24 protein-coding genes are annotated in these 24,493 nt (G+C 67.7%); 3 read left to right on the top strand and 21 right to left on the bottom strand.

Annotated features, from left to right (window positions below; all coding sequences use genetic code 11):
• Nucleotides 1-29: 29 nt before the first annotated feature.
• The 5 genes from ACM0PB_RS09315 to ACM0PB_RS09295 all read right to left on the bottom strand — a co-directional run bounded on the left by ACM0PB_RS09315 (nucleotide 30) and on the right by ACM0PB_RS09295 (nucleotide 5,710).
• Nucleotides 30-1,157, bottom strand: coding sequence for an ABC transporter permease (locus ACM0PB_RS09315; RefSeq protein WP_065196523.1), 1,128 nt, complete (start codon nucleotides 1,155-1,157; stop codon nucleotides 30-32).
• A complete protein-coding gene (locus tag ACM0PB_RS09310; protein WP_005415762.1) occupies nucleotides 1,154-2,341 on the bottom strand; it encodes an ABC transporter permease in 1,188 nt (395 codons plus the stop codon). The genes ACM0PB_RS09315 and ACM0PB_RS09310 overlap by 4 nt, the downstream gene beginning before the upstream one ends.
• Nucleotides 2,326-3,339 (bottom strand): HlyD family secretion protein, encoded by a 1,014-nt coding sequence (locus tag ACM0PB_RS09305; protein ID WP_005415763.1) that lies wholly within the window; start codon nucleotides 3,337-3,339, stop codon nucleotides 2,326-2,328. The genes ACM0PB_RS09310 and ACM0PB_RS09305 overlap by 16 nt, the downstream gene beginning before the upstream one ends.
• The gene (locus ACM0PB_RS09300) at nucleotides 3,332-4,738 is read right to left on the bottom strand and encodes a TolC family protein (protein ID WP_065179655.1); all 1,407 of its coding nucleotides are present in this window, start codon (nucleotides 4,736-4,738) and stop codon (nucleotides 3,332-3,334) included. Before ACM0PB_RS09300 ends, ACM0PB_RS09305 begins: the two co-directional genes overlap by 8 nt.
• A 78-nt stretch (nucleotides 4,739-4,816) precedes the next feature.
• Complete coding sequence (locus ACM0PB_RS09295; RefSeq protein WP_065196521.1) at nucleotides 4,817-5,710, bottom strand: LysR family transcriptional regulator ArgP; 894 nt, start codon at nucleotides 5,708-5,710, stop codon at nucleotides 4,817-4,819.
• A 106-nt stretch (nucleotides 5,711-5,816) separates the two neighbouring features.
• Here ACM0PB_RS09295 and ACM0PB_RS09290 point away from each other — a divergent pair, with 106 nt between their 5' ends.
• Nucleotides 5,817-6,431, top strand: coding sequence for a LysE/ArgO family amino acid transporter (locus ACM0PB_RS09290; RefSeq protein WP_065186715.1), 615 nt, complete (start codon nucleotides 5,817-5,819; stop codon nucleotides 6,429-6,431).
• Here the strand turns inward: ACM0PB_RS09290 and map are convergent.
• The 15 genes from map to ACM0PB_RS09215 form a co-directional block, all read right to left on the bottom strand.
• Nucleotides 6,428-7,210: a type I methionyl aminopeptidase gene (gene map, locus ACM0PB_RS09285; RefSeq protein ID WP_170944914.1), complete on the bottom strand. Its 783-nt coding sequence runs from the start codon at nucleotides 7,208-7,210 to the stop codon at nucleotides 6,428-6,430. The genes ACM0PB_RS09290 and map overlap by 4 nt on opposite strands.
• Nucleotides 7,211-7,220: 10 nt before the next feature.
• The gene (locus ACM0PB_RS09280; RefSeq protein ID WP_005415768.1) at nucleotides 7,221-7,433 is read right to left on the bottom strand and encodes a ParD-like family protein; all 213 of its coding nucleotides are present in this window, start codon (nucleotides 7,431-7,433) and stop codon (nucleotides 7,221-7,223) included.
• 68 nt (nucleotides 7,434-7,501) lie between these two features.
• Nucleotides 7,502-7,861, bottom strand: a complete 360-nt coding sequence (locus tag ACM0PB_RS09275) for a bleomycin resistance protein (RefSeq protein WP_053498166.1) — start codon at nucleotides 7,859-7,861, stop codon at nucleotides 7,502-7,504.
• Between the two features lie 140 nt (nucleotides 7,862-8,001).
• Entirely contained in the window at nucleotides 8,002-8,886 is an 885-nt protein-coding gene (locus ACM0PB_RS09270) for an arginase family protein (RefSeq protein WP_065196595.1), read from the bottom strand.
• Nucleotides 8,887-8,889: 3 nt separating this feature from the next.
• Complete coding sequence (locus tag ACM0PB_RS09265; protein ID WP_414604636.1) at nucleotides 8,890-9,954, bottom strand: GNAT family N-acetyltransferase; 1,065 nt, start codon at nucleotides 9,952-9,954, stop codon at nucleotides 8,890-8,892.
• A 28-nt stretch (nucleotides 9,955-9,982) separates the two neighbouring features.
• Nucleotides 9,983-11,383 (bottom strand): aspartate aminotransferase family protein, encoded by a 1,401-nt coding sequence (locus ACM0PB_RS09260; RefSeq protein WP_005408663.1) that lies wholly within the window; start codon nucleotides 11,381-11,383, stop codon nucleotides 9,983-9,985.
• Between the two features lie 64 nt (nucleotides 11,384-11,447).
• On the bottom strand, nucleotides 11,448-12,164 hold the full coding sequence (locus tag ACM0PB_RS09255; RefSeq protein ID WP_111127949.1) for an MtnX-like HAD-IB family phosphatase: 717 nt from the start codon (nucleotides 12,162-12,164) through the stop codon (nucleotides 11,448-11,450).
• A gap of 174 nt (nucleotides 12,165-12,338) precedes the next feature.
• Nucleotides 12,339-13,541, bottom strand: coding sequence for a DegT/DnrJ/EryC1/StrS family aminotransferase (locus ACM0PB_RS09250; protein WP_134956316.1), 1,203 nt, complete (start codon nucleotides 13,539-13,541; stop codon nucleotides 12,339-12,341).
• Between the two features lie 10 nt (nucleotides 13,542-13,551).
• Nucleotides 13,552-13,950 carry a DMT family transporter gene (locus tag ACM0PB_RS09245; RefSeq protein ID WP_032954032.1) on the bottom strand — a complete coding sequence of 133 codons (399 nt, stop codon included), beginning with the start codon at nucleotides 13,948-13,950 and terminating at the stop codon, nucleotides 13,552-13,554.
• The gene (locus ACM0PB_RS09240) at nucleotides 13,947-14,306 is read right to left on the bottom strand and encodes an EamA family transporter (RefSeq protein ID WP_021202495.1); all 360 of its coding nucleotides are present in this window, start codon (nucleotides 14,304-14,306) and stop codon (nucleotides 13,947-13,949) included. Before ACM0PB_RS09240 ends, ACM0PB_RS09245 begins: the two co-directional genes overlap by 4 nt.
• 1 nt (nucleotide 14,307) lies before the next feature.
• A complete protein-coding gene (locus tag ACM0PB_RS09235; RefSeq protein WP_005415777.1) occupies nucleotides 14,308-15,144 on the bottom strand; it encodes an alpha/beta hydrolase in 837 nt (278 codons plus the stop codon).
• 80 nt (nucleotides 15,145-15,224) lie between these two features.
• Nucleotides 15,225-16,604, bottom strand: coding sequence for a sensor histidine kinase (locus ACM0PB_RS09230; protein WP_414604637.1), 1,380 nt, complete (start codon nucleotides 16,602-16,604; stop codon nucleotides 15,225-15,227).
• A complete protein-coding gene (locus tag ACM0PB_RS09225; protein ID WP_014646433.1) occupies nucleotides 16,601-17,284 on the bottom strand; it encodes a response regulator in 684 nt (227 codons plus the stop codon). The genes ACM0PB_RS09230 and ACM0PB_RS09225 overlap by 4 nt, the downstream gene beginning before the upstream one ends.
• Before the next feature lie 131 nt (nucleotides 17,285-17,415).
• Entirely contained in the window at nucleotides 17,416-18,543 is a 1,128-nt protein-coding gene (locus tag ACM0PB_RS09220; protein WP_065179647.1) for a metallophosphoesterase, read from the bottom strand.
• A gap of 73 nt (nucleotides 18,544-18,616) precedes the next feature.
• On the bottom strand, nucleotides 18,617-19,066 hold the full coding sequence (locus ACM0PB_RS09215; RefSeq protein WP_065179646.1) for a winged helix-turn-helix transcriptional regulator: 450 nt from the start codon (nucleotides 19,064-19,066) through the stop codon (nucleotides 18,617-18,619).
• A gap of 74 nt (nucleotides 19,067-19,140) precedes the next feature.
• Between ACM0PB_RS09215 and ACM0PB_RS09210 the strand changes: the two genes are divergently transcribed.
• Nucleotides 19,141-20,361, top strand: a complete 1,221-nt coding sequence (locus ACM0PB_RS09210; RefSeq protein ID WP_414604638.1) for an MFS transporter — start codon at nucleotides 19,141-19,143, stop codon at nucleotides 20,359-20,361.
• A 95-nt stretch (nucleotides 20,362-20,456) separates the two neighbouring features.
• On the opposite strand, the gene ACM0PB_RS09205 is transcribed toward ACM0PB_RS09210, so the two are convergent.
• The gene (locus tag ACM0PB_RS09205; protein ID WP_065179787.1) at nucleotides 20,457-21,872 is read right to left on the bottom strand and encodes a GGDEF domain-containing protein; all 1,416 of its coding nucleotides are present in this window, start codon (nucleotides 21,870-21,872) and stop codon (nucleotides 20,457-20,459) included.
• Nucleotides 21,873-22,158: 286 nt separating this feature from the next.
• On the opposite strand from ACM0PB_RS09205, the gene ACM0PB_RS09200 reads away from it, so the two are divergent.
• Nucleotides 22,159-24,408 (top strand): TonB-dependent siderophore receptor, encoded by a 2,250-nt coding sequence (locus ACM0PB_RS09200; protein WP_139726913.1) that lies wholly within the window; start codon nucleotides 22,159-22,161, stop codon nucleotides 24,406-24,408.
• The last annotated feature ends 85 nt before the right edge of the window (nucleotides 24,409-24,493 follow it).

The following is a 24,493-nucleotide window of genomic DNA, read 5'->3' as shown; positions in this document are numbered from 1 at the left end:
GGCCATGCCGCGCCGCTTGAACAGGCCGCTTACGACTTAATTCCCTCCGTCCCCTTTTGGGCGAGGAGGCGCCAGGAGGCGAGGCTGCCGTAGAGCAGCAGCAGGACGGTGAGGGTGATCAGTTCGTGTCTGACGTCGGCCAGGCGGGCGTCCATCTGGTTCAGGCGCACCATCAGATTGATGCCCGAGGTGGTCGGCAGCAGCTGTGCCAGCCAGACCAGCGGTTGCGGCGTCATCACCGCCGGCCACGACAGGTTGGCCAGGAAAAACAGCGGGATGGAGGTGGCGATGATGTACTGGAAGGCGCGCTCGCGGGTGCGGAAGAAGCTGCCGACGAACAGGCCGAAGGCCACGGTGGTGGCGATGAACAAGGTGCCGCCCAGCAGCTGGCCCATCGGGTTGCCGCCGCGCGGATAGTCCTGCACCCAGGCGGTGAAACCGGCGTACCAGAACAGGCCGAACAGGCCGATCAGGCCGAAGCCCAACGCCATGCCGGCCAGCGTCGGCAGGTCGAAGCGCAGGCGCCGGCCCAGTGCGAGGCGGCGGCCGCCGAGCAGAACGCCGATGCCCATCAACAGCGTCTGGTGCACGATCAGCTCGGCCACGCCGGGCACGATGGCGCTGCCATAGCCTTCCTGCGTGTTGTACAGCGGGCGCTGCACCAGGGTGACCGGCGGTGCCTGCGGCGCACCCATGAAGGCGGCCTGGCCGACCACCGCATCACGCCCGAACGCACCCAGCGCATCAGCTACGCTGCCCAGCACCCAGCTGGCGCGGCCCAGGTAGGCACCGTTGCCAAGCAATACCAGCTTGGCCGGATGGCCGCGCAGGATGTCGCGCTCCAGGTTGGCCGGGATCACGACGATGCCTTCGGCGTGGCCGGCTTCGAGCTGCTCGCGTGCGCTGTCGACGTCCGCCGGTTGCCCGACCACGCGCGCAACGCGCAGTGCGTCGAGCTTGCGCAGCAGCTCGCGGCTGGTCGCGCTATGGTCTTCGTCCACCACCAGCACCGGCAGGTTGCCGGCCACCTGGTGCCGGTAGGCGGCTGGATAGAAGAACGAATACAGGATCACCGCACCGACCATCACCACGATCGCGTAGCGGTCGCACAGCACCGCCATCAGGGTCTGCCGCAGGCTGCGCCAGAGCATGCTCATGCGTCAGCCCCTGCGGATTGTGCGGCGGCAGGCGTGCGTGCAAAGGCGATCAGGCGCAGGCCGCCGATGCCACCGGCCACCACCGTCATCAACAGCAGCGTAGCCAGCGGCCATGCCGAAACCTGCAGCGGCGCGCCGATGAACTGCTGCTGGGTCTGCAGCTTGATGTAGGCGCTCAATGGCAGCAGCTGGTGCCAGACGCGGGTAAACAACGGCCCGTCCAGCACCGGGAAAGTAGCGCTGGAGAACGCCAGCGCGGTGCCGATGCTCAGACCGACCGCAGACAACGCGGTGCCCATGTCGCGGGTGACGCCGACGAAGAACAGCGCGTAGGCGGCCGTGGCCAGGTAGAACAACGGCTGCGCGAGCAGCAGCAGAAGCACGCTGCCGGCCACACCATCGCCGCGCAGCCACGCCAGGTAGCCGATGCCGAGCGCGCCATACAGCGAGAACAGCAGGAGGTACGGCGCGACCTTGCCGGCAATCGCCGACCACGGCGTGCGAGCCAGCCAGGCGGGCAGGGTGCCATCGCGGATCTCGCGGCCGAGGCTGCCGGCCACCGCAAGTGCCAGTACCAGTGACAGCACCGCCGGGAAGATCAGTGGCAGCAGGAACAGTTCGTAGCTGCGAGCCGGGTTGTAGAGGATGTCAGACTGCACCGCGATCGGCGCCGCGCGCAGCTTGCCCGGGCCGACCTGCAGGCCGATGCGCTCGCGCAGCAGGCGTGCGTTCCATGCGGAAACCGCGTCGCCGATGTCGCGCGACGCCGACTGGCCGGTGGTCATGTAGGTGGCGTTGTAATAGGCGAACACCGTGCCCTGGCGCCCACGCAGCGCCTGCCGGGTGACATCGCGCGGCACCAGCACGATGGCGAACACGTCCAGGCTGCGCAGCTGCGAACGTGCCTCCTCCAGGTCCGCTGGCTGGCTGGCGACGCGTACGCCGGGACTGGCGTCGAGCATGCGCAGCAGCAGGCGGCTGTCACTGCTGTGGTCAAGGTCGACCACAGCAATCGGGATATCGCGCATCACCGACGGCGTGAACATCCATGCCATCACTACCAGCATCAGTAGTGGCAGCAAGGTGACCAGCAGCAGGTCGGCACGGTTGCCGCGCAGCGACTGCAGCTCGCGCCGCCACGAAGCGGCGAAGCCGTTGCGGTCCGGGCTCAGTGCTGGGGCCATGCGAACAGCACGCTCATGCCGGGGCGGAAGCCCTCGATGCGGCGTACCGGGCGCACCCGCACCTCGAAGCTGCGGACGTCATAGCCGGACGACTGGCGGGTGGTACGCCAGGTTGCGTAGTCGCCGGCCGGATTGATGAAGTAGACCTCGAACTCGCCATCCAGGCCCAGCGCCGGCACGCTTCCCTGCAGTTTGCTGCCGACCTTCAGGCCCTGCATCTGCGATTCGCGCAGGTTCATCGCCACCCACATGCGGTCGATGTCGACCAGGGTGAACACCGGATAGCCGGCCGGCACCAGCTCGCCCGGATCGGCCATGCGCTTGTTGATCTCGCCCGCCACCGGCGCGCGTCCTTCCACTTCTGCTCGCGCGGCGTTGACCTCGGCCACCGCGCCCTGCGCCTGCTGTACCTGGCCCTGCGCGGCGCGCTTGTCCTGCTCGCGGGCGCCGGCCAATGCCATGTCGTACTGCGCGCGGGCGGCGCGGGCCAGTTCGCGCGAACTGGTGGCCTGGGCATGCGCTTCATCGCGCTTCTGCCGGGTCATCACCCCTTCGTTGAACAGGTTCTGCACGCGCTGGTAGGTCGCTTCGGCCAGCGTCGCGCCGGCTTCGGCCCGCTTCCAGTTCGCTTCGGCGGCACGGATGTCTTCGCTGCGCGCGCCTTCATCGGCCTTGTCGGCCACCGCCTGCGCAGCGGCCAATGCGCCGTGCGCCTGCTGTTCCTTGGCGGCCACTTCGGGACTGTCGAGCAGGAACAGCACCTGCCCGGGCTGCACGCGATCGCCCTCGCGCACCTTCAGCTCGGCCACGCGCGCGGTGATCTTGGCGGCCACGTTGATCGTGTCCGCATCGGCCATGCCCTGGATCTGGTCGGCCGGGCTGCGCCAGGCCAGCCACAGGCCGAGCACCACCGCGACCAGCAGGACCACCAGCAGGATCGGTCCCAGCCGTCGCTTGCCGGGGGGCGTCGTCGCATCGTCGTGCAGCACATCACTCATGGTCCATCACCTCGTCCGCACGCCGCCGGAATTCTTCGAAACGGTCCATCTGTCCACTGATCTCCAGCAACTGTGCCAGCGCAATGTCGTATTGGTAGGCGGCCTGTGCGCGCTCGACACGGGCGCCGCCCAGGCCGAGCCGCGCATCGATCACATCCAGCGAGGTGGCCTGGCCTTCGCGGAATGCCAGCTCCTGCAGGCGCAGGTTTTCCTGTGCCTGGGCGATGCTGCTGTCGAGCAGCACGAACTGCTGGCGCGCGGTCTCAAGTTCGTTCCAGGCCTTGCGCACGCCCAGTGCGACCTGGTTCTCGGCCTCGCGCAGGCCCGCTTCGGCCTGGTCCTGCTGCGCACGCGCGGCGCTGATCTGCGCCGGCCGCGAGTTCGGCGACAGGAAGGTGTACTTCAGGCCGATGCCGAACGCCCAGTCCGGGTCGGTCAGCATCTCGTCGCGGCGACGGAAGTCGTACTGGCCGAAGGCGAAGATCTGCGGCTTCAGCTTGGCCTGCTGCACGCGCACGCCCTGTTCGGCCTGCGCCACCATCGCGCGCAAGCGCGCGATCTGCGGCTGGCGCGCCTGCGCCGTGCGCTCGAAGCTGGCCACCGGTTCCATCGGCACGCGCTGCACGAACAGCGGCGACACCGGCTGCACCTCGCCACCACTGCGCAGCAGCGTGGCCAGCGCGGCCTTCAGCGTAGCCAGATCGTTCACCGTCTTCTGGTATTCGCGCTCGGCCTTGTCGCGGGCCACGGTGGCCTGCAGGCGCTGGGCGCGGGTGGCGAAGCCCTCGCGCTCCAGCTTTTCTGCATCGGACAGGTGGCGGTTGAGGCCGTCGCGTACGTCGCGGCGCACGTCCACCGCCTGCTCGGCCAGGCGCTGGCCGAAGTAGGCCTGGGCCAGCTGCACGGTCAATGATTGGCGCTGTGCCTCGCGCTCGGCGTTGGCCTGCTCATGGGCGGCGCTGGCCGCACGTTGCGCGGCCGGGATCACGCCGCCGGTGTACAGCGGCAGCACCGCGGTCACTACCGGGCGTGTACGCCAGTCGCGCTCGGTGAACGACAGCGGCGAATCGATACCGAAGGCTTCAGCCACGGGCGCCAGCGAACCCAGTGGCAGGGTCAGGGTCTTCTGGAACTGCAGGCGGCGTACTTCGCCGGTGATCTCCGGCAGGCGCAGCAGGCGCGTGGCGTCCTGCAGGTCCTGCTTGTTGCGTACCGCTGCATCAGCCGCCGCCAGCGCATCGGAGACCTGCTCCAGGCGTTGGCGTGCCTGTTCCCAGTCCAATGCGGGGGTGTCGTTGCTGTTCTGCGCGGACGCAGCGGTTGGCAGGCAGGTCGCCAGCACCAGCGCCAGCGCGGCCTTCGCGCGGTGCATCCTTGTACGTCGGCCGATCACGCCCATGCCGTCCCAGTGGTAAAGAAGTGCGCAAACGGTAGTGCGCGCGGCGTGAAGCCCGAGTCTGCGGTCATCGGATTGTCCTCAACGAAGGGTGCCGCTGGCTGCAGTGCGCAGCGCCTGGGTGATGTGCTGCAGCGTGCTTGAGCGCACGGCGGCATGTTGCCAGTACAGCGGCACATCCAGCCAGCGGCGGGGTTCCAGTACCACCACGCGGCCGGCGCGCACGGCGGGCGCGACCAGGGTTTCCGGGGCCATGCCCCAACCGAGTCCGCACGCGGCGGCTTCGACGAAACCGGTGGAAGAGGGCAGGTAGTGTAGCGGCGGCTGCAGTCGCGCGCGGGTCAGGCGCCGCACGAAGCGCCATTGCAGTTCATCCTTGCGGTTGAACACCAGCATCGGTGCGCGCGCCAGGGCCGCGGCCTGCATGCCATCGTTGAAGTATTGGCGGGCGAAGCCGGGCGAAGCGATCGCGTGGTAACGCATGGCGCCGAGCGGGTGCACGTTGCAGCCCTTCACCGGCTGGCTTTCGGCGGTCACTGCGCCGAGCACGCTGCCATCGCGCAGCAACTGCAGGGTGTGGTCCTGGTCGTCCATGCGCAGGTCGAACAGGTAGCCATGGCGCTGGTGCAGGTCAGCGATGGCGGGCACGAACCAGGTATCAAGCGAGTCGTCGTTGACCGCCAGGGGGATGGGCGTACGCGTAGCGTCGTTGCCACGCTCGGGTAGCAGCTCGGCCAGCGCCTCGGCTTCCAGTGCCTGCATCGGGCGTACCCGGCGCAGCAGCGCTTCCCCCGCAGCAGTCGGTCGGCAGGGTGCCTGGCGCACCACCAGGACCTGCCCGAGCCTGTCTTCCAGCGCCTTGATCCGTTGCGACAGTGCTGATGGGCTGATCGACAGGCGGCGTGCCGCAGCCTCGAAGCTGCCTTCTTCCAGCACCGCAGCGAATGCGGCCAATTGTGGATGTACCAGATCCATGCCGGTGCCCCTTCAGTTTTCCTGCACAGGATAAAGAAAAATCAGATTGTCTAAACATCGCCATTGGCCTCACCCTGCGTGTCCCCTCGCTGCCTGGCCTGTCCTGATGTGGATCGCCGCTACCGCCGCCGGCCTGTTCGCAGGTGCCGGCCTGATCATCGCCATCGGCGCACAGAATGCCTTCGTGCTGCGCCAGGGCCTGCAGCAGCGGCATGTGGGCAGGGTGGTGCTGGCCTGCGCCGGCGCGGACATCGCGTTGATCCTGGCCGGCGTCGGTGGCATGGGCGCGCTGGTGCTGCAGTGGCCGTTGCTGCTGCAGGTGCTGCGCTTCGGTGGTGCGGCGTTCCTGCTCTGGTATGGCGTGCAGGCGGGACTGCGTGCGTGGCGCGGTGGTGGCGTACTGGCCGCCACCGAGGCGCAGGGCGGCAGCGGACGGCAGGTGCTGCTGACCTGCCTGGCGTTCACCCTGCTCAACCCGCATGTCTATCTGGATACGGTGGTGCTGCTGGGCAGCCTGTCCACGCGTTACCCGGGTGACCTGCGCTGGGCGTTCGCCGCCGGTGCGTGCGCCGCCAGCGTGGCCTGGTTCTGCACGCTGGGCTATGGCGCGCGCCTGTTGCAGCCGGTGTTCCGCAGGCCGGACGCCTGGCGGGTGCTGGATGGGGGCGTCGCGATCTTCATGTTCTGCCTGGCAACGGTGCTTCTGTTGCGTCCGCTCTAGGCCGCATCCACCGCGCACAATGGCGCTTCGCCGGGGCGCAGGGTCAGTACGCGCACACCGTTGCGGGTGACCGCCACCGTGTGCTCGAACTGCGCCGACAGCTTGCCGTCGCGGGTGTAGACCGGCCATTGGTCCGGCTGCTGGCGGATGGCCGGCTTGCCCTGGTTGAGCATCGGCTCGATGGTGAACACCATGCCCTCCTCCAGCACCCTGCCGGTGTTGGGATGGCCGTAGTGCAGGATCTGCGGTTCCTCGTGCATTTCCTGGCCGATGCCATGGCCGCAGTATTCCTTCACCACGCTGTAGCCGTGGCTGCGCGCGTGGCGGGCGATGGCGTGGCCGATGTCGCCCAGGCGTGCACCGGGGCGCACCGCAGCGATGCCTTTCCACATCGCCTGGTAGGCGGTCCGCACCAGCCTGCGCGCGGCGTAGTCGACCTCGCCCACCAGGTAGGTGGTGCTGGAGTCGGCGATGTAGCCGTTCTTCTCCAGGGTGATGTCGAGGTTGACGATCTGGCCGTTACGCAGCACGTCGGTGGTGCTGGGTACGCCGTGGCAGATCACGTTGTCGATCGAGGCGTTGAGCACGTACGGGAAGCCGTACTGGCCCTTGCTGGCCGGCCGCGCCTGCAGCTCGTCAACGATCATGCGTTCGACGAAATCGTTGATCTCCATCGTGCTGCGGCCCTGCAGTGGCAGCCGGTCGAGCGCGGCGAACACCTGCGCAAGCAGGCGCCCGGATTCGGCCATCAGCGCGATCTCGTCGGGGCGCTTGATGATCGCCATCTGCTCAGACCTGTCCCGGTGCCAGCAGCGGCGGCTGCACGCCGGCAGCCCGCAGTTCGCTGGCGACGATGTCCTGGAAGCTCAGCGTGGGATTCATTTCGCACAGCATGCCGACCCGGATCCAGAAGTTGGCCTGGGCGTTGATCGAACGGCTGGAGACAGTGCAGGCACGGCGCAGCTGGTCGTGCAGGGTGTCATCGATGTTGACGATGCCCATGGGCGGTCCTGGCGGAGTTGATATACGAAGCATATATGTTTCGTATATATGCCTCAAGTCCGCATTGTTCAGTCCAGGTGGGTGGCAAAACGCAGGCGGTTGCCGTCGGGGTCGCGCAGCAGCATCTCGCGGCTGCCCCAGTCGGTGTCATGCGGTGGCTGCTCGATCGGCACGTTGGCGGCGCTGAAGGCGCGGTACAGGCTGTCGACGTCGTCGACGATGAAGTACACCGCGCCGCCGACCTCGCAGTCACCGCTGTGCTCGGTGAGGAAGATCGTCTGGCCATCGCGGGTGAGCTGGGCGAACAACGGCAAACCGGCTTCGAAGCGGTGTTCCCAGTCGACCACGAAACCCAGCCCCTGCACGTAGAACGGCAGGGTGGTATCGGCATGGCGCATGCGCAGTTGCGGGATGACGGTCTGGGGCATGGCGAGGGCTCCGGGTCGGGAGTCCAGTGTAGTGCCGGCCGCTGGCCGGCATTCCTGTGAGCCCGGGAACAACGAGGTTGCCGGCCAGCGGCCGGCACTACCGAAGCCACGCCGGCCAACGGCCGGCATTGCCGACGCGGTCAGCAGGCCGTCGGTGCGGCGGCGATTGCCGCCAGCAGTTCGCGGTTCACCTTCTGGTGACGCGCCTGCCAGACGGGAAGATCATCGGCCCTGATGTCCGGTTGGCCATCCAGCGACGACAGCCAGCGCTTGAAGCGGCTCTGGTAGCTGGCCAGCGAAACTTCGCCGGTGATGTCACTGCCGACCAGGCCACCGGCGCGCAGTGCTTCGATCACCACCAGTGCGTGTTCCAGCTGGAAGCGGCCCTGGTCCCAGTTGCTGCGCGCAACGTCCTCGGCGAATACATCCTTGTCGATCGACAGGTAGGTGGGCTGCGGGGATGTGGCCTGCTCGGCGGCGAACGCGGCGACCAGTGCCTCCGGGTGCTCGAAGCGTCGGAACGCACGGCCCATGCCGAGGCGGTGGCCCCAGCCCACGTCCACGTCCATGCACCAGTACGTCAGGCGTCCACCCATCAGCGGTCGCCAGTGGTTCTCCCAGGCATGACCGAGGCCGATATCGCTGGAAGTGATGCCGAGCACATGGATGTGCGAGATCTGCGGCAGCTTGCTGGCGGCGTTCACCCACGAGCCGCAGTGCATGCCGAGCGGGAACCGCATGTTGTCCGGATGGTTGTCCAGCACCACCAGCTGGAACGGGGCCTGCCCGCGCATGCGGCGCAGCAGTGGCAGGCTGAGGTGGTGGAAGTCGCCACTGCCGAGCATGACGGTTCCGAGCTGGGCCGGCAGTGGTGCCAGCACGTCAGCGGCGAAACGGTCCAGGGTGGCATTGCTGCAGGCAAAGCGCAGCGGGTCATGCCACTGCGGCAGGGCCAGGGTCTGCGCCTGTGGCAGCGGCAGCACGCCACCGTCCAGGTCCAGGATCAGCGGGGAACGCAACGGCATCATTCAACCGCCTCCATCAGGTTCGCCCTGCAGATAGGGTGCCAGCCTGCGCAGCGCAGCGCGCAGCAGCGGGGAGCGTGCGTGGATCGCGTGCCGGGTGGAGGTGAAGCGCGCACCCAGTTCGGCCTTGATGCGCGAGTCGGTCCAGCCGGCCACGTAGTGGCTCAGGCCGTGCCGCAGCGCGTACTCGAGGTTGTGCATCCAGCTGACCGCGTACAGGTTGTGCTCGCGCGACTGCGGATAGGCCAGGCCGATGTACTTGTCCACCAGCTTGCCGGCATGCACGTAGCACAGGTTCCAGCCGATCAACCGGCCCTGGTGGCGGTACAGGAACATCCGTCCCTGGCCCTGGCTGTCGGCCAGCAGGTACTGGAAATAGGGCAGGTCGAGCTGGTCGAAATGCACCGCGCTCTGCGCGTATACGTCCAGGTACAGCGCGTACAGTTCGGCCTGCAGTTGCGGGTCGGCCAGGGCCGGGTTGCCGGTGGCGATGCAGTCGATCTGCAGGTCATCGCGCGAACGCAACTTGCGACGGATGTTCTTGCGGCGCGAGGATGACAGGCGGCCGAGATAGTCGTCGAGCGAATCGAAATCGATCGCCACCCAGGCCAGCGGCATGCCTTCCAGTTCGACGAAGCCGCGTGCCAGCAGCGCCTGCAGGAAGGCGCCGCTGTGTGCGTTGGCCGCGTCGTCCAGCAGCGGTGATTCGACTGCCAGGTCCTTCACCACCAGCAGCCGGGTATCGCCGATCGCGTGACGCGTCACGTCCTCAGCCAGCGCCTCCGGGGCAACGTGTGCCGGCAGCGGGGTGTACTCGGTGCTGGTGGCACCGACGAAGCGCGTCTTCCAGGTGATCCACGGCCGCCACAGGCGCGACAGCGGCAGGCCGAGTAGCCTGCTGCGCAGTTCGTCATCCATCGTGGTGGTCAGGTCCAGCGGCGCACGGAAGGTCGGCAGGCCGCTGGGAAGGCGGCCTGCCTCGAATCCGAGCGGCGGGTGGGCCAGGAAGCCCTCCAGCAGCGCGCTCGGTTCCAGCGCGGTGCTGGAGGGGCGTGACGTCATCTCCATCGGCACGGGAACCGGCAGCGCATCGACCTCAGCCCTTGGCCTTGGTCAGCGCCTGGTCGAGCAGGGTGATCGCCAGGTCGATTTCTTCGTAGCTGATGTCCAGCGACGGCGCGAAGGTGATCACGTTCTTGTACCAGCCACCCACGTCGAGCACGAGGCCCATGCGCTTGCCGTCGTGCAGCAGGTCACCGGCCAGGCCGATGTCGACCATGCGGTCCAGCAGCTCCTTGTTCGGGGTGTAGCCGTCGGCCTGGCAGATTTCCGCACGCAGCGCCAGGCCCAGGCCGTCGACGTCGCCGATTTCCGGGTGGCGCTTCTGCAGGCCGCGCAGGCCGTCGAGGAAGTACGCGCCCTTTTCCGGCACGGTGCGCTCGTAATCCATTTCCTTGCCCAGCTTCAGCACTTCCAGGCCCAGGCGGGTGCCCAGTGGGTTGGAATTGAAGGTGGAGTGGGTGGAGCCCGGCGGGAACACGGTCGGGTTGATCAGCTCTTCGCGCGCCCACAGGCCCGACAGCGGGTTCAGGCCGTTGGTCAGCGCCTTGCCGAACACCAGCACGTCCGGGGTCACGCCGAAGTGCTCGATCGACCACAGCTTGCCGGTGCGCCAGAAGCCCATCTGGATTTCATCGACGACCATCAGGATGCCGTACTTGTCCAGCACGCGCTTGAGGCCGGTGAAGAAGTTGCGCGGCGGGATGACGTAGCCACCGGTGCCCTGGATCGGCTCGACGTAGAACGCGGCGTACTCGGCCTGGCCGACCTTGGGATCCCACACGCCGTTGTACTCGCTTTCGAACAGGCGCTCGAACTGCCACACGCAGTGGTCGGAGTACTCGTCCGGGGTCATGCCCTTCGGGCGACGGAAAGGGTACGGGAACGGGATGAACATCGCGCGCTCGCCGAAGTGGCCGTAGCGGCGGCGGTAGCGGTAGCTGGAGGTGATCGACGACGCACCCAGGGTGCGGCCGTGGTAGCCGCCCTCGAAGGCGAACATCAGGCTCTTGCCGCCGCGCGCGTTGCGCACGATCTTCAGCGAGTCTTCAATGGCCTGCGCACCGCCGACGTTGAAGTGCACGCGGCCGTCGAGGCCGAACTTCTCGTGCATGTCCACGGCAATGGTCTTGGCCAGCTGCACGCGGGTCGGGTGCAGGTACTGGCTGGCGACCTGCGGCAGGGTGTCGATCTGGTCCTTCAGTGCATCGTTCAGGCGCTTGTTGCTGTAGCCGAAGTTGCACGCCGAGTACCACATCTGCAGGTCGAGGTAGGGCACGCCCGCGCCGTCGAACATGTAACTGCCTTCGCCGCGCTGGAAGATCTTCGGCGGATCGACGTAGTGGACGGTGTCGCCGAAGGAGCTGTAGCGGGCTTCGTCGGCCAGCAGCTGCGCATCGGAGGCAGCGGCGTCGGCGTTCTTGTCAAAAATATTCATGCAGTTCGGTTCCGTGAAGGACGTTCGAAAGGGGTAACAGGGGAGCGCGCCTGGAAGGGAGTGCTCAGGCGGTGGCAAGCAGCAGGGGCAGTGCGGCGGGCTGCGGGCTGGCGTCGAGGCGACGTGGCTGCAGCAGGCTGCCATCGAGCAAGCGCGGCAGCAGTGCGATTGCATCGTGGAAGGTGTCGATGGCGGCATGCTCGATGCCGGCATTCGTGCAATGGGTAATCAGGCGGCGCTTGGCGAACACGAAGTCGGCGTCTTCGGACACGCAGAAGTCCGAGCTGCCGTCGCCGATCATCAGCACGCGCGGTGCTTCGTTGGCGCGCGCCTGCGCGGCGCAGGCGCATTTGCAGGTGCCACTGCGGCAGCCTTCGGCCTGGTAGGGCGATTCCAGTTCCCAGTGGTCATCGCACCAGCGCAGGTGGTTGGCCACCACCGGCAGCTGCGCCAGGCCGTGGTTGGCGAGGATGCGATGGATCGCATAGTCCAGGCCGTCGCTGACGATGCGCAGTGGCAGGCCCAGCTGCTCGGTGCGAGCGACGAAGGCGACGAAACCTGGATCGATCTGCACCTGGTCCAGATGGGCATCAAGCGTGGCCGGATCCAGTTCCAGCCGCCGCACCTGGCCCTGCATGCATTCACGCGAGCCGATCTTTCCCGCCTTCCACTGGTCTTCCAGTTCCTGCCAGCCCGGTTGGCCGTACTTTTCCAGCAGCGAGTCGATGACATCTTCGAGGCTGATGGTGCCGTCGAAGTCACACAGGATGCTCCAATGCATGGGCAGGTCCGTCGATGAGAAAGGCGTCCGGCACATTGCCGGGGCAGGCTCAATGTAGGCAGGCCGCCTTTCTCGTTCCTTTCCTGTTGAAAGGCGCTTTTGACGGGCTGGGAAAGCGTTCAGGAAAGTACATGGATGAATGCGCGGAGCGCAGGCCACGCATGCACGTGCGGGTCAGGCGCGGGCTAGGACCTGCAGTATTTCGCCCGTTTCCTCACGGGTCTGCCAGGCGCTGTTGCCAAGGGTGAGCATGCGTGCGGCGAAGTCACGTGCATTGGGCACGTCCTCCTGCGGCACGATGCCACGCAGGTAGGCGTAGTCGGGCAGGGCATGGATGAACATGCGGCTGGCACCGAGGCCGCGCGGCCACAGGTCGTCCAGCGCGGCATCGCGCGCGCGCTGGCTGGGCAGCAGCAGCATCAGCATCGGCCAGGTGCCGCCGGTGCCGGCCAAGCCATCGACCACCTCCACCGCTGGCAGTTGTGCCAGCTGCACGCGCAACTGCAGTGCGCGCAGGCGCCCGGCCTGCAGGAACGCCGGCAATCGCCGCGCGGCATGGGCACCGATGTTCTGTCGCCATCGACTGACCCGGTGCTGCGGTATGTCCAGCGGGAAAATGTCACCGACCGCGTCTTCCAGATCGCCACGCTGCAGTGCGCTGCGCAGCGGATTGCCGTACACCAGCGACAGCAGCGAGGGGCGATAGCAGGCGGCAAGGCCAAGCAGCTGCACACTGCGAAGCAGCTCCCAGCGCAGGTTGAAGCGCACCTGTTCGGCGGCATGCTCGGCCAGTTCGGCGCGCAGTTCGTCATCGCGGCTGACCAGCAGGCCGCCTTCGTGCAGGCTCAGCCCCTTGCCGGCGGCCAGGCTGAAGAATCCGATGTCGCCACGCAGGCCGACACTGCTGTTGCCCACCCGTGCGCCCAGCGCCTGTGCGGCATCTTCGATGACCCAGGCGCCGGCGCTGCGGGCGATGTCGCAGGCCCGTTCGACATCGGCGATGCGACCGCCGAGGTGGGTTGGCAGGATGGCCAACGTACGCGCATCGGCCAACCGTTCGAGCTGGCCGGGATCGAAGTCGAAGTGGCCGCGCCGGGTATCGCACAGCTGCACGCGCAGGCCGAGGCTGTGCACCGCGATCGGCACCAGCGGGCAGGTGTAGGCCGGCATGATCACCGTGTCGCGCCTGGGTGCGCGCTTGCGCAAGGTGCGCAGGGCGATCAGCAGCGCGTGCGTGCCGGAACAGGTCAGCTGCAGCGGCGGCGTGCCCAGCTGGTTGGCCAGGATCCCGCGCAGGTCACCACCACCGGGAAGGAAGTCGCTGGCCTGCATCGGCAGGCCGGCGGTCGGTGGCAGTTCGCGCGCGAACAGGCTCATCGCAGCCCGCTCACGAGGTGCTTTCGGCGGGGCTGTGCGGGTCGTCCGCTTCCGCGCGGCCGAGGCAGACGATGCCGGCCACGATCAGTACCGCACCGACCAGGTGGTGCAGGGTGAGCGGCTCTTTCAGCAGCCAGGCCGACAGCAGCAGCACACTGATCACTTCCAGGTGCGAGGCCGCGAATGCCGGGCCGATCGGCGCATGCCGCAGCAGGCTCATCCAGGTGAAGAACGCACCCACGTAGCCCAGGATGGCGCCGTACACCCAGGGTTGCGACAGCACGCGCAGCAGCCAGGTGGTGTTGGCCTCGACCGGCAGCGCAGCATCGCCGGCGTACTTGAAGCACAGCTGGGCCAGGGTGTCGAAGGCCATCAGCAGGGGGAAGCCGATCACATACAGGCGCCTCATGAGCCGGCCCCCACCACCGCCACGCCTGCTGTGACCAGCAGCATCCCGGTCACCCGCAATGGCGTGAGCTTCTCGCGGAACAGGATGCGGCCGGCGATCATCAGCGCCACGATGTTGATCGAGCCCAGCAGCACGCCCTTGGACAGCGGAACCAGTGACAGGAAGGCGATCCAGGCGACGAACTCAAGCACGTAACAGGCGATGCCGATCCACAGCCAGGGGCGGCTGAGCATGTGCTTCCAGCGCTGCAGTCCCTCGCCCTCCTGCGGGTCGCTGGCGGCGGCCTTGAAGGCGAGCTGGCCACCGGTATCGAGCACGACATTGGCCAGCCACAGCAGCGTGGCAAGTGCCCCCATCTCAGGCCACCGCCTTGAGGACGCCGCTGCGTTCACCGATCCCGGTGAAGAAGCGCGCGCTGCGGCGGATCACCTCGCGGCGTTCGCGGTCGATCGTGATCATGTGGTAGCTGTCCTCCAGCACCACCAGTTCCTTCGGGCCACTGACCCGCGACATCACCAGTTCGGCATTGCCCATGCTGGCCACGTCGTCTTCGCGCGCGTGCATCACCAGGCACGGGGCGGTGACCTGGTGCAGGTGGCGGCGGGTCCAGTTGCTCAGCGCACGCATCTCGGCCAGCGCGTGCCAGGGATTGCCCGGAAGGCCTGCCGCCGCGCTGTCGCCGGACAGCATGGCGGCGCTGACCTGCGCACGCAGGCGCTCGTCGCGCAGGCCGTACGGCGGTTCTTCCATGAACATGCGGTCGCGGCCGATATTGAAGCGCTTGAACCACGGCAGCAGGAACGAGAGGCGGGCGACAGCGGGTATGTTCCAGCCGTCGTAGCGGAACGTGGCGCCATACACGCCGACGCCGGACACCCAGTCCGGTCGTCGAGCAGCAAGTGCCAGCGACAGCACCGCGCCCATCGACAGGCCACCGACGAACAGCTGGTCGACCTTGCCGCGCAGGCTTGCCGCCGCATCTTCCACGCCCTGGTACCACTGTTCCCAGGTGGTCGCCAGCAGGTCATCCACGGTGCCGCAATGGCCGGGCAGCTGCACGCCGTGTACGGTGAAGCCGGCGTTGTTCAGCCCTTTGCCCAGCATGCGCATTTCCGCCGGGGTACCGGTCAGGCCGTGAACCAGCAGCACGCCCTGCGGGCCACCGGGGAGGAAGAAGTCGTGCGAGTCGGTCACCTGGCGGCTCCGGGACGGCAGTGGGGAGGGTCAGGATCGCAACCGCGATTTTCGCCAGCCTTTCAGCGCCCCGGTCCGGGTCAGGGGGCCTTCAGCAGCGGCAGTGTGATGGCGACCTTGAGTCCGCCGCCGGGGCGGTTGAGGAAGGTCAGGCGCCCGCCGAAGTGCTCCACCGCCTCGTGGGCGATGGCCAGGCCCAGGCCGGTGCCGCTGGCGGTGTTGCCGGGGGCGCGGAAGAAGCGCTCACCCAGCCGCGGCATCACGTCCTCGGGTACGCCGGGCCCGTTGTCCTCCACGTACAGTTCGACGTCATTGTCATCCAGCGCGTGCACGCCGACGGTGACGGTCGCATCGCGGCCGGCATAGCGCAGCGCATTGTCGATCAGGTTGTCCAGTGCTTCCTGCAGCTGGGCACCGTTGCCGAGCACGCGCAGCGGCTGGGGGCTGCCGCGGTAACCCAGATCGATGCCATCGCGGATCGCTTCAGGCACGCGTGTACCGACCCACTGCGGCACCCGTTCGCACAGGTCCAGTGCCTCCACCGTCTCCGGCACGGTCTGGGCCCGGCTCAGCGCCAGCAGCTGGGTGCTGACCCGCGCGGTGCGCTGGTTGAGCCGGCGGATGTGCTGCAGTGCCTCGCGCACCGTGTCCGGGTCGCCATGCGCCAGTGCCTGGTCCACGTGCAGGGCCATGCCGGCCAACGGCGAGCGCAGCTGGTGCGCGGCGTCGGCGATGAAACGGTTCTGCAGGGTGATCATTTCCGCCTGGCGGGCAAACAGATCGTCGATGGTGCTGATCAGTGGCTGGATTTCCTCCGGCACGTCGGCGTCGGAGATCGGCGCCAGTTCGCCGCGGCGCTGTGCCAGGCGGGTCCTCAGCGGGGTCAGGATGCGCAGGCCATGGGTCACCCCGAACCAGACCAGCGCGGCAGTGCCCAGCGCCAGCATGGTCATCAGCGGGATGATGATCATCAGGATCTCTCGCGCGCGCTGGCGTCGTTCGGCCATGCTTTCGGCCACGGTCACCGCCAGCTGGTCCTGCGGATCGTTCATCGCACGCGTGCAGACGGTGGCCATGCGCACCGGCTGGCCGTTGAGAATGCCATCGTACAGGGTGGTGTCCACGCCGGTGCATTCCTGCGAAGGCGCGTAGGCACTGAAATCCGCATTGCCGCTGAGCGTCCCCTGGCGGCTGCTGTCGACGTTGAAATAGCGATGGCCGTCGGGTTCGTACTCGATCAGGAAGCGCGCCTGCGGAGACAGGTCGCTGGTCACCGGCATGGTGCTCAGCATCTGCGCGAACGAGTGAGTGTCGTCGATCAGGTTGCGGTCGTGGATGCGGTTGGAATAGTCCAGCGCAACGTAATAGGCCAGGATCGTATTGAAGGTGAGCAGGCCCAGCATCGGCAACGCCAGGAAGGCGAGCAGGCGCCGGCGCAGGCTGGGCGGTCCACTGATCACGGGGCGCTGTCGTCCTGCGCGTCTTCCAGCATGTAGCCCAGCCCGCGCACGGTGCGGATGCCCATGCCGCCCGGCTGCAGCTTGCGGCGCAGGCGGTGCAGGGCGATGTCCAGGCCGTTGTCGGTCAGGTCCTGGCCCCAGTCGCACAGCGCTTCCACCAGTTGCGCGCGTGACACGATGCGCTCGGCGCGTACCGCCAGCGCCGACAGCAGCCCGAACTCGCGTGCGGTCAGTTCAAGTGATTGGTCGTCGATCCATACACGGTGCCCGGCCAGGTCGATGCGAAGGCGGCCGATGCGCAGGTCCGGGTTGCCATTGCTGGTGACCCGGCGCAGCTGGGCGCGCACGCGCGCTTCGAACTCGTCCAGCGCGAACGGCTTGACCAGGTAGTCATCGGCACCCAGGTCGAGCACACGCACGCGCTCGGCCAGGCCGTCACGGGCGGTCACCACCAGCACTGCGAGGCCATCACCACGCTGGCGCAGGCGCTGCAGCACGTCGCGGCCATCCAGCTGCGGCAGCCCCAGGTCCAGTACCAGCAGCGCGTACTGCGTCGAGCCCAGTGCAGCATCGGCGTGCGCACCGTTGTCGACGTGGTCGACCACGTGCCCCTGCCGGCGCAGCGAGGCGCACAGGCCGGAGGCGATATCCGGGTCGTCTTCAGCAATCAGAACGCGCATGCGCGGGGCTCCTGTAACGGTCAGGCCCACCGGATGGACGGGGTGGGCCTCTCGGCTGCCGAGGGTAGCCGCAAACCGGCTGCAGGTGGAGCGCGCCGGCACCTCCCGGCACCGTCGCGCTGTCCCTCCATTCAGTCCTGCAGGCCCGGCTCACCGAGCGCCAGCGGCACCCGCGAACCATCCAGCAGGCCACGGCTGAGCTTGCCACCCTCGATGAACAGCAGTTCGCCGTTCTCGCCGTTCTTGATGCTGCTGTCGATGGCGATCACGCGGTCGCCGTGGAAGCTGCTGACGTGCGGCATCGAGGTATGGCCAACCACGATGCGCTTGAGCTGCAGGCGGTCGAGCACAGCCTGCACACCCGCGGTGTCGAGGCGGCCATCGAAATAGCCGCGGTACCAGATCGGGCTGGTCTTGCCGTCATACAGCGGTGCGGTGGCCGGGTCGGCCTTCACTTCGGCCTTGGGCAGGCCCAGCGAGGCCTGGTAGGCCGCGTTGGTGCGTGCCGGGTCCAGCGCCAGCTGCACCGCCTCGGGCGAGATGCCGCCGTGCAGGAACAGGGTATCGCCGATCTTCAGCAGTACCGGTCGGGTGCGCAGCCACTGCCCGATCACCGAGTCGGCGCCATACAGCTGCGGGTAGCTGCGGCCCAGCAGCTGGGCGCTGCGCAGGTACTTGGGGTTGACGTAGCGCAGGTCGTCGTACAGCACCATGGTTTCGTGGTTGCCGAGCACGAAGTGCACGGCGCCACCGGCGGCGGCCGCCTGCTGCTGCAGGCCGTAGAGCAGCCAGAACGCCTCGGTCACCTGCGGGCCGCGGTCGAACACGTCGCCGGCGATGACCAGCGTGTCCTTGCCCAGCGCCCAGCGATCCTCCGCGTCGATCACGTGATGGGCACGCAGCAGGCGCACCAGCAACCCGTACTGGCCGTGAATGTCGGACAGCGCGACGATGCGCGGTGTGGCCGGCAGCACCGAGACCGAGGCTGCATTCGGCGCAGCCACATGCACGGTGTGTTCGTAGCCGCAGCGCGGTGCGATATCGGTCCCTGTTGCCCCGGAGGCAAGCGTGCGCGATTCGACCTTGTCGGCGCAGATCCACTTGGCCTGCACCCGGTCGCCCTGGCGGAACACATAGGGGCCATCGGCCTGCACGTGGTCGGCGGGCGCGGCAACCTCGCGGGCCTGCGTGGTTCCGGCGCTGCAGGCCAGCAACGGCAGCAGCAGGGCGGTCATCAGGGAAGGGCGATAGCGCGACATCGTCGTTGTCCGGCGGCGGAAACATCCGATGCTAACCGGCGCGACCGGGTCGCGGTGTGCGCGAATGGGCGGGTCAGGCGCTGTGCCCGTCGTCCCTGAACTTGCGCACACGGGTGGCGGCGGCCTGCAGGGGCCGACCGTCGCGCCCGCGCGGCTGCATGTACGGCAGCGGTCGCCGCGTGCTGGATTCGATCAGCTGCGAATGAGCTTCGTCTGCACCGAAGCGATGGCGTTCACCCCATTGGCGCAGCGCGACCAGCACCGGGAACAGCGCCTGGCCCGCGGCGGTGAGCACGTATTCCTGGTAGGCCGAGCCGTCGGAGGCCGGTTGCAGTTGCAGGATGCCGGCCTCGACCAGCCTGCGCAGGCGATCGCTGAGGATGTTGCGGGCGGCGCCCAGGCTGCGCTGGAAGTCGCCGAAGCGGCGGACGCCGTCGAAGGCATCGCGGATCACCAGCAGTGCCCAGCGATCACCGAGCAGGTCGGCGCTGCGGGCAACGGGGCAGGGGCTGTTGGCGTGCATGCTGTGGCCTCCGAATGTGGTTGCAGTTTAAAACCAAAGTGGCTAGCCTGCATCTGGTTTCAATATGAAACTAGATGACGAATGCCATGCCGATTCCACGCCCCCTGCTGGTGCTGCTTGCGGTTGCCGCCGGCGCCAGCGTTGCCAACGTCTATTACGCGCAGCCGCTGCTGGATCAGCTTGTACACGCCTTCGCGCTGGAACGGGCGGTTGCCGGCGCGGTGTTGGCCGCGACCCAGGCCGGCAGCGTGCTGGCATTGCTCGGGTTGCTGCCGCTGGCTGATCGCGGTGACCGGCGGCGCCTGCTGCGGCTGCAGCTGGCGGCACTGGTGGCGGCCCTGCTGTGGCTGGCAGCGGCACGCACGGCCGGTTGGCTGTTGTCTGGCATGCTGCTGGCCGGGCTGTTGGGCACCGCGCTGACCCAAGGCTTGATCGCCTATACGGCAGCGATGGCTCCGGCCGTGCAGCGCGGACGCGTGGTGGGGGTGGTGCAGGGTGGGGTGTTCATCGGGCTGCTGCTGGCGCGCGTGCTGTCCGGCACGGTGGCGGCCATTGCCGGCTGGCAAGCGGTCTATCTGCTGTCGGCAGCGCTGATGGCAGCCCTGGCCGTACTGCTGTGGCGGCGCCTGCCGGCCGTGCCGATACCCGCGGTACCGCCGCGGTGGCTCGACCTGCTGGGCTCGATGCTGGGCATGCTGCGCCGGGATCGAACGCTGCGCGAGCGTGGTCCGCTGGCATTGCTGCTGTTTGCCGGACTCAACGTGTTCTGGGCGGCGGCTCCCTTGCCGCTGTCGGCCCCGCCGCTGCAGTGGTCCACTGCGGCCATCGGTGCGCTCGGCCTGGCCGGGGTGGCAGGTGCATTGATGGCGTCGCGGGTCGGGCACTGGATGGACCGCGGTTTTGCCGATCGGGTCAGTCTTGGCGCGCTGCTGTTGATGCTGGTTGCGTGGTGGCCGCTGCTGGGCCTGCCGCAGTCGCTGTCGTTGCTGCTGCTGGGCGTGATCGTGCTCGACCTCGGCGGCCAGGCACTACATGTTTCGAACCAGGCATTGTTGCTGCGTGCACCGGCGGAACAGCATGGGCGCCTGGTGGCGTTGTACATGCTGTTCTATGCGGTGGGTAGTGGTGCCGGTGCGGCTGCCGGGCCCTGGATGCAGGCCCAGCACGGCTGGCCTGCCGTGTGCCTGCTGGGTGCAGGCATCGCGTTGCTGGCGCTGCTGTGGTGGGCGGGGTGGGGAGTGGTGGCGTTCAATGCATCGGCTGGCGCGCGGACCGGTAAAGTCGACTGTCGGTAGAGTCGACTGTCAGTCGACTGCTCTTCGCCCCGCGTGCGAAAAATTCCGCGCTGCGCGCGATAGTCGACCAGCGGTCGACTCTACCTGTCCTGTCGTCATCGCTGCAACGCACGCCGGCCCGGGGCTTCCTGCAGGTCCCCGCTGGCCACCACCACGCGGTTGCGGCCGCTGCGCTTGGCCTCGTACATCGCCGCGTCGGCACGTGCCATCAACCGTTCGTAGTCCGGGTGGCCATCATGGCCGGCCACGCCGATGCTGGCAGTCAGCGACAGAACCTGGCCGTTGGCCAGTGCCACTGGCGACTGCGCGATCTGCCGGCGCAGGCTCTCGGCGATCACCGAGGCCTGTGACTCACTGGCGGCAACCAGCACCACCACGAACTCCTCGCCGCCGTAGCGGAACAGGTAGTCGCTGCCGCGGGTCAGCTGGCCGAGCAGGCCGGCGACGTGCTGCAACGCGCGGTCGCCGGCATCGTGGCCGTGGCCGTCGTTGATCGCCTTGAAGTGATCCAGGTCGAGCAGCAGCAGCGAGAACGGCGTGCGATTGCGCGTGGCCAGCTCGATCTCCCTGCGCAGCACGGTAGGCAGGAAGCGGCGGTTGAGCAGGTTGGTCAGGGCATCGCTGCCGGCATCCAGTTCACCGATGCGTTCGAACAACAGCGTCATCAGGGTACGGATGGCGGCCAGGTCCTCGCGAATGGCCGGCAGCACCGCCAGTCGTTGCGCCGGGGTGTCATTGCTTGCCCGCTGCAGGTTGCCGTCGATGCGGGCCATCAGCTGGCCGACCTGCTGGGTTTCGCTGCTCTCGCCGAAGCTGGGGATGCCCTTGTGGGTGAACCACAGGCCGAATTCCGAGGTCGCCAGGCTGGCGCTTTCGCCGGCCTGCACGTGGCCGGCGAGTGCGTAGAGCAGGGCGTTCTCCCAGTCCAGCAGCAGTGCACGCTGGCGCTCGCGTTCGGTACCGACATTCTGCACCAGCGAGAACAGCCGGTAGGCAGCATCGGCACGGGTGGAGCGCTCACGTGCATGGGTGTAGGCCAGGGTCATGCCTTCCATGGCGATGTCCATGATCGCGCTGAGGCAGTCGATGGCGGCGAACGCGGTGGCGCTGTCGGGCGCGTCGTCGCGCAGGCGCACGAACAGCTCGTGCTTGAGTACGCGCGCGCCGCGGGTGACCAGGTCGACCGGAATGCCGACCCGGGCATGCACATCGCCGATCACCCGTTGCGAGGCAACGGTGGCGGCAATGCCGTCGGCATCAGTGGTCAGCAGCTGCACCAGCCAGCGCTGCATGGCCGGTTGCAGGCGTTGCTTGACCTGATCGTGGGACAGGAAGCGGCGTGCACGCCCGTCCTGCAACAGCACTTCGTAGAAGCGTTGGGCCAGCGCCGGCGGGGCATCGGTTGCGGCGGCGTGCAGCAGCGCGGTGGCGGCCGGGCCGGCCTGTTGCAGGCAGTGCTGCCAGGCCTCGGCCAGCGGCTGGCTGGCATCGTCCAGTTGAGGTGGTTCCACGTCGATCTCTGACTGCGTACGGCAAACCACGGGTATCGGCCGCGGCGGCGTGCGGTTGATGGTGGGCAAGCCAGCCAGTTTAAGCCCGATGCAGGGTCGTTCGGCACGCAGGGCACATCACGCCTGCGGTAGCAATGAGTGAACGCATTTGAGAATCACTCGCATTGATGGGAGAATGCACGCACGGATCGGGCCGCAGGCGACTGCAGCGACGCTCCGCCTCCCCCTCGTCGTTGCCTCAAGCCCTTTGCCAGAGGCCCCGTTGCCCTGCCAGAAGGTCCAGATCATGTCTCCTGCCGTTGTCCTCTCGCCGCGCCCGCTGGCGCTCGCCGTTGCCGCCCTGCTGGCGGGCAGCGCGCTGACCGCCCAGGCTGAAACCGACGCCACCGATATCGACACGGTGCACGTCACCGCCTCGCAGATTGCCCGCCAGGCGTTGGGTACCTCGACCATCACCGCCGAGGACATCGCCAGGCGCCCACCGGCCAACGACATCGCCGAACTGTTGCGCACCATGCCGGGCGTCAACCTCACCGGCAACAGCGCCTCGGGCCAGTACGGCAACAACCGCCAGATCGACCTGCGCGGCATGGGCCCGGAAAACACCCTGATCCTGGTCGACGGCAAGCGCATCGGTGCGCGCGATGCCGTGCGCATGGGGCGCAGCGGAGAGCGCAACACACGCGGCGACACCAACTGGGTGCCGGCGGAGATGATCGAGCGCATCGAAGTGCTGCGCGGACCGGCGGCGGCACGCTATGGCTCCGGTGCTTCCGGTGGCGTGGTCAACATCATCACCAAGCGCCCGACCGGCGACCTTGCCGGTGCGGTCGACCTGTACGGGCTGGTGCCTGAACACAGCGCCGAAGGTGGCAGCGAGCGCGTCGGCCTGCAGCTGAGTGGGCCGATGACCGACACGCTGTCGTTCCGCCTTTACGGCAACCTCAACAAGACCGACGCCGATTCACTCGATCTCAACCGTCAGTACGCCACCCAGCCGAACGCAGTGCCACCGGCTGGCCGCGAGGGCGTCAAGAACCGTGACGTCAACGCGCTGCTGCGCTGGGACGTGACCGCCAACCAGGTGGTCGAGTTCGAGGCGGGCACCAGCCGCCAGGGCAACATCTACGCCGGCGACCGTGCGGTCAGCACCACCGGCACTTCGACCGGCGTTGATCTGGCGGCGCTGGCCGACGGCAAGGCGGAGACCAACCGCATGTACCGCAACACCGGCGCGATCAGCCATCGTGGTCGCTGGGGCGATGTCACCTCGCGGGTGACGGCTGCGGTGGAAGCGGTGAACAACTCGCGCATCAACGAAGGCCTGGCCGGTGGCCCGGAAGGCAGCTTCAACGGCACCGACTGGTCGACCTCGCGCCTGCGCAACTACCAGCTGGACGGTGAAGTCAGCTTCCCGGCCACGCTGGGTGGTGCCGAGAACATCTGGACGCTGGGCTTTGAATACCTGGACAGCCGCCTGACCGACCCGTACTCGATGAGCCAGTCCAGCAGCAGCGGCGGTGGCATCCCGGGGCTGTCGGCTGATCGTGCGCGCGGCAAGGCCGATGCGCAGACCACGGCGGTGTTCGTGGAAGACAACATCTACCTGGGCGAGCGCTGGATCGTTACCCCGGGCCTGCGCTTCGACCACCACAGCCAGTTCGGCAACAACACCAGCCCCAGCCTCAACGCGCAGTTCCGTATCAGCGGCGACTGGGTGGTGAAGGGCGGCATTGCCCGCGCGTTCAAGGCGCCGAACCTGTACCAGTCGAATCCGGACTATCTCTACTACACCCGCGGCAACGGCTGCCCCAATGCGCTGCCGAGCCTGGGCGCCGGTTGCTACATGCGCGGCAACGCGGACCTGAAGGCGGAAACCAGCCTGAACAAGGAACTGGGCATCGAGTGGGCACCGCAGAGCGGCTGGCAGGCGTCGTTGACCTACTTCCACAACGACTACAAGGACAAGATCCAGGCCGGCTACACCCAGATCGGGCTGACCGCCGACACCAAGGGCCGCATCTTCCGCTGGGAGAACGCGCCGAAGGCGATCGTGCAGGGGCTGGAAGGCAACCTGGTCATTCCGCTGCTGGGCGAGCAGGGCGACCGCCTGAAGTGGAGCAACAACTTCACCTACATGGTGGAAAACGAGAACAAGACCACGCACCAGCCGCTGTCGGTGATCCCGAAGTACACGATCAACACCATGCTGGACTGGCAGGCCACCGACAGGCTGTCCGTGCTGCTGACCGGCACCTTCTACGGCAAGCAGGAACCGGCCACGACCAACATCAACAACGACCCGCGCTGCACCGGCAGCTGCGATGCATCGATCGCGCTGCAGGATCGTGGCGCGTACAACATCTGGGGCGTGAGCGCGCGCTACAAGGTGACCGAGACGGTCAGCTTCGGCTTCGGCGTGAACAACCTGGCCGACAAGCGCCTGTTCCGCGAGGCCAACAGCAGCGATGCCGGCGCGGCGACCTACAACGAACCGGGCCGCGCCTACTGGGCCAGCCTGCGCTTCGGCTTCTGACCGCAGGCCGGCGAGGGCTCGTGTGGCCTGCAATGTTATAAACATCGTAATAGTCTCCTCCGCCGGCACCGCGTAGCCTGCACCG

Source organism: Stenotrophomonas sp. AR029 (assembly GCF_047520695.2).
Taxonomy (GTDB): domain Bacteria; phylum Pseudomonadota; class Gammaproteobacteria; order Xanthomonadales; family Xanthomonadaceae; genus Stenotrophomonas; species Stenotrophomonas sepilia.
The sequence above is the reverse complement of the archived record's forward strand: the minus strand, read 5'-3'. Positions and strand labels throughout refer to the sequence as shown.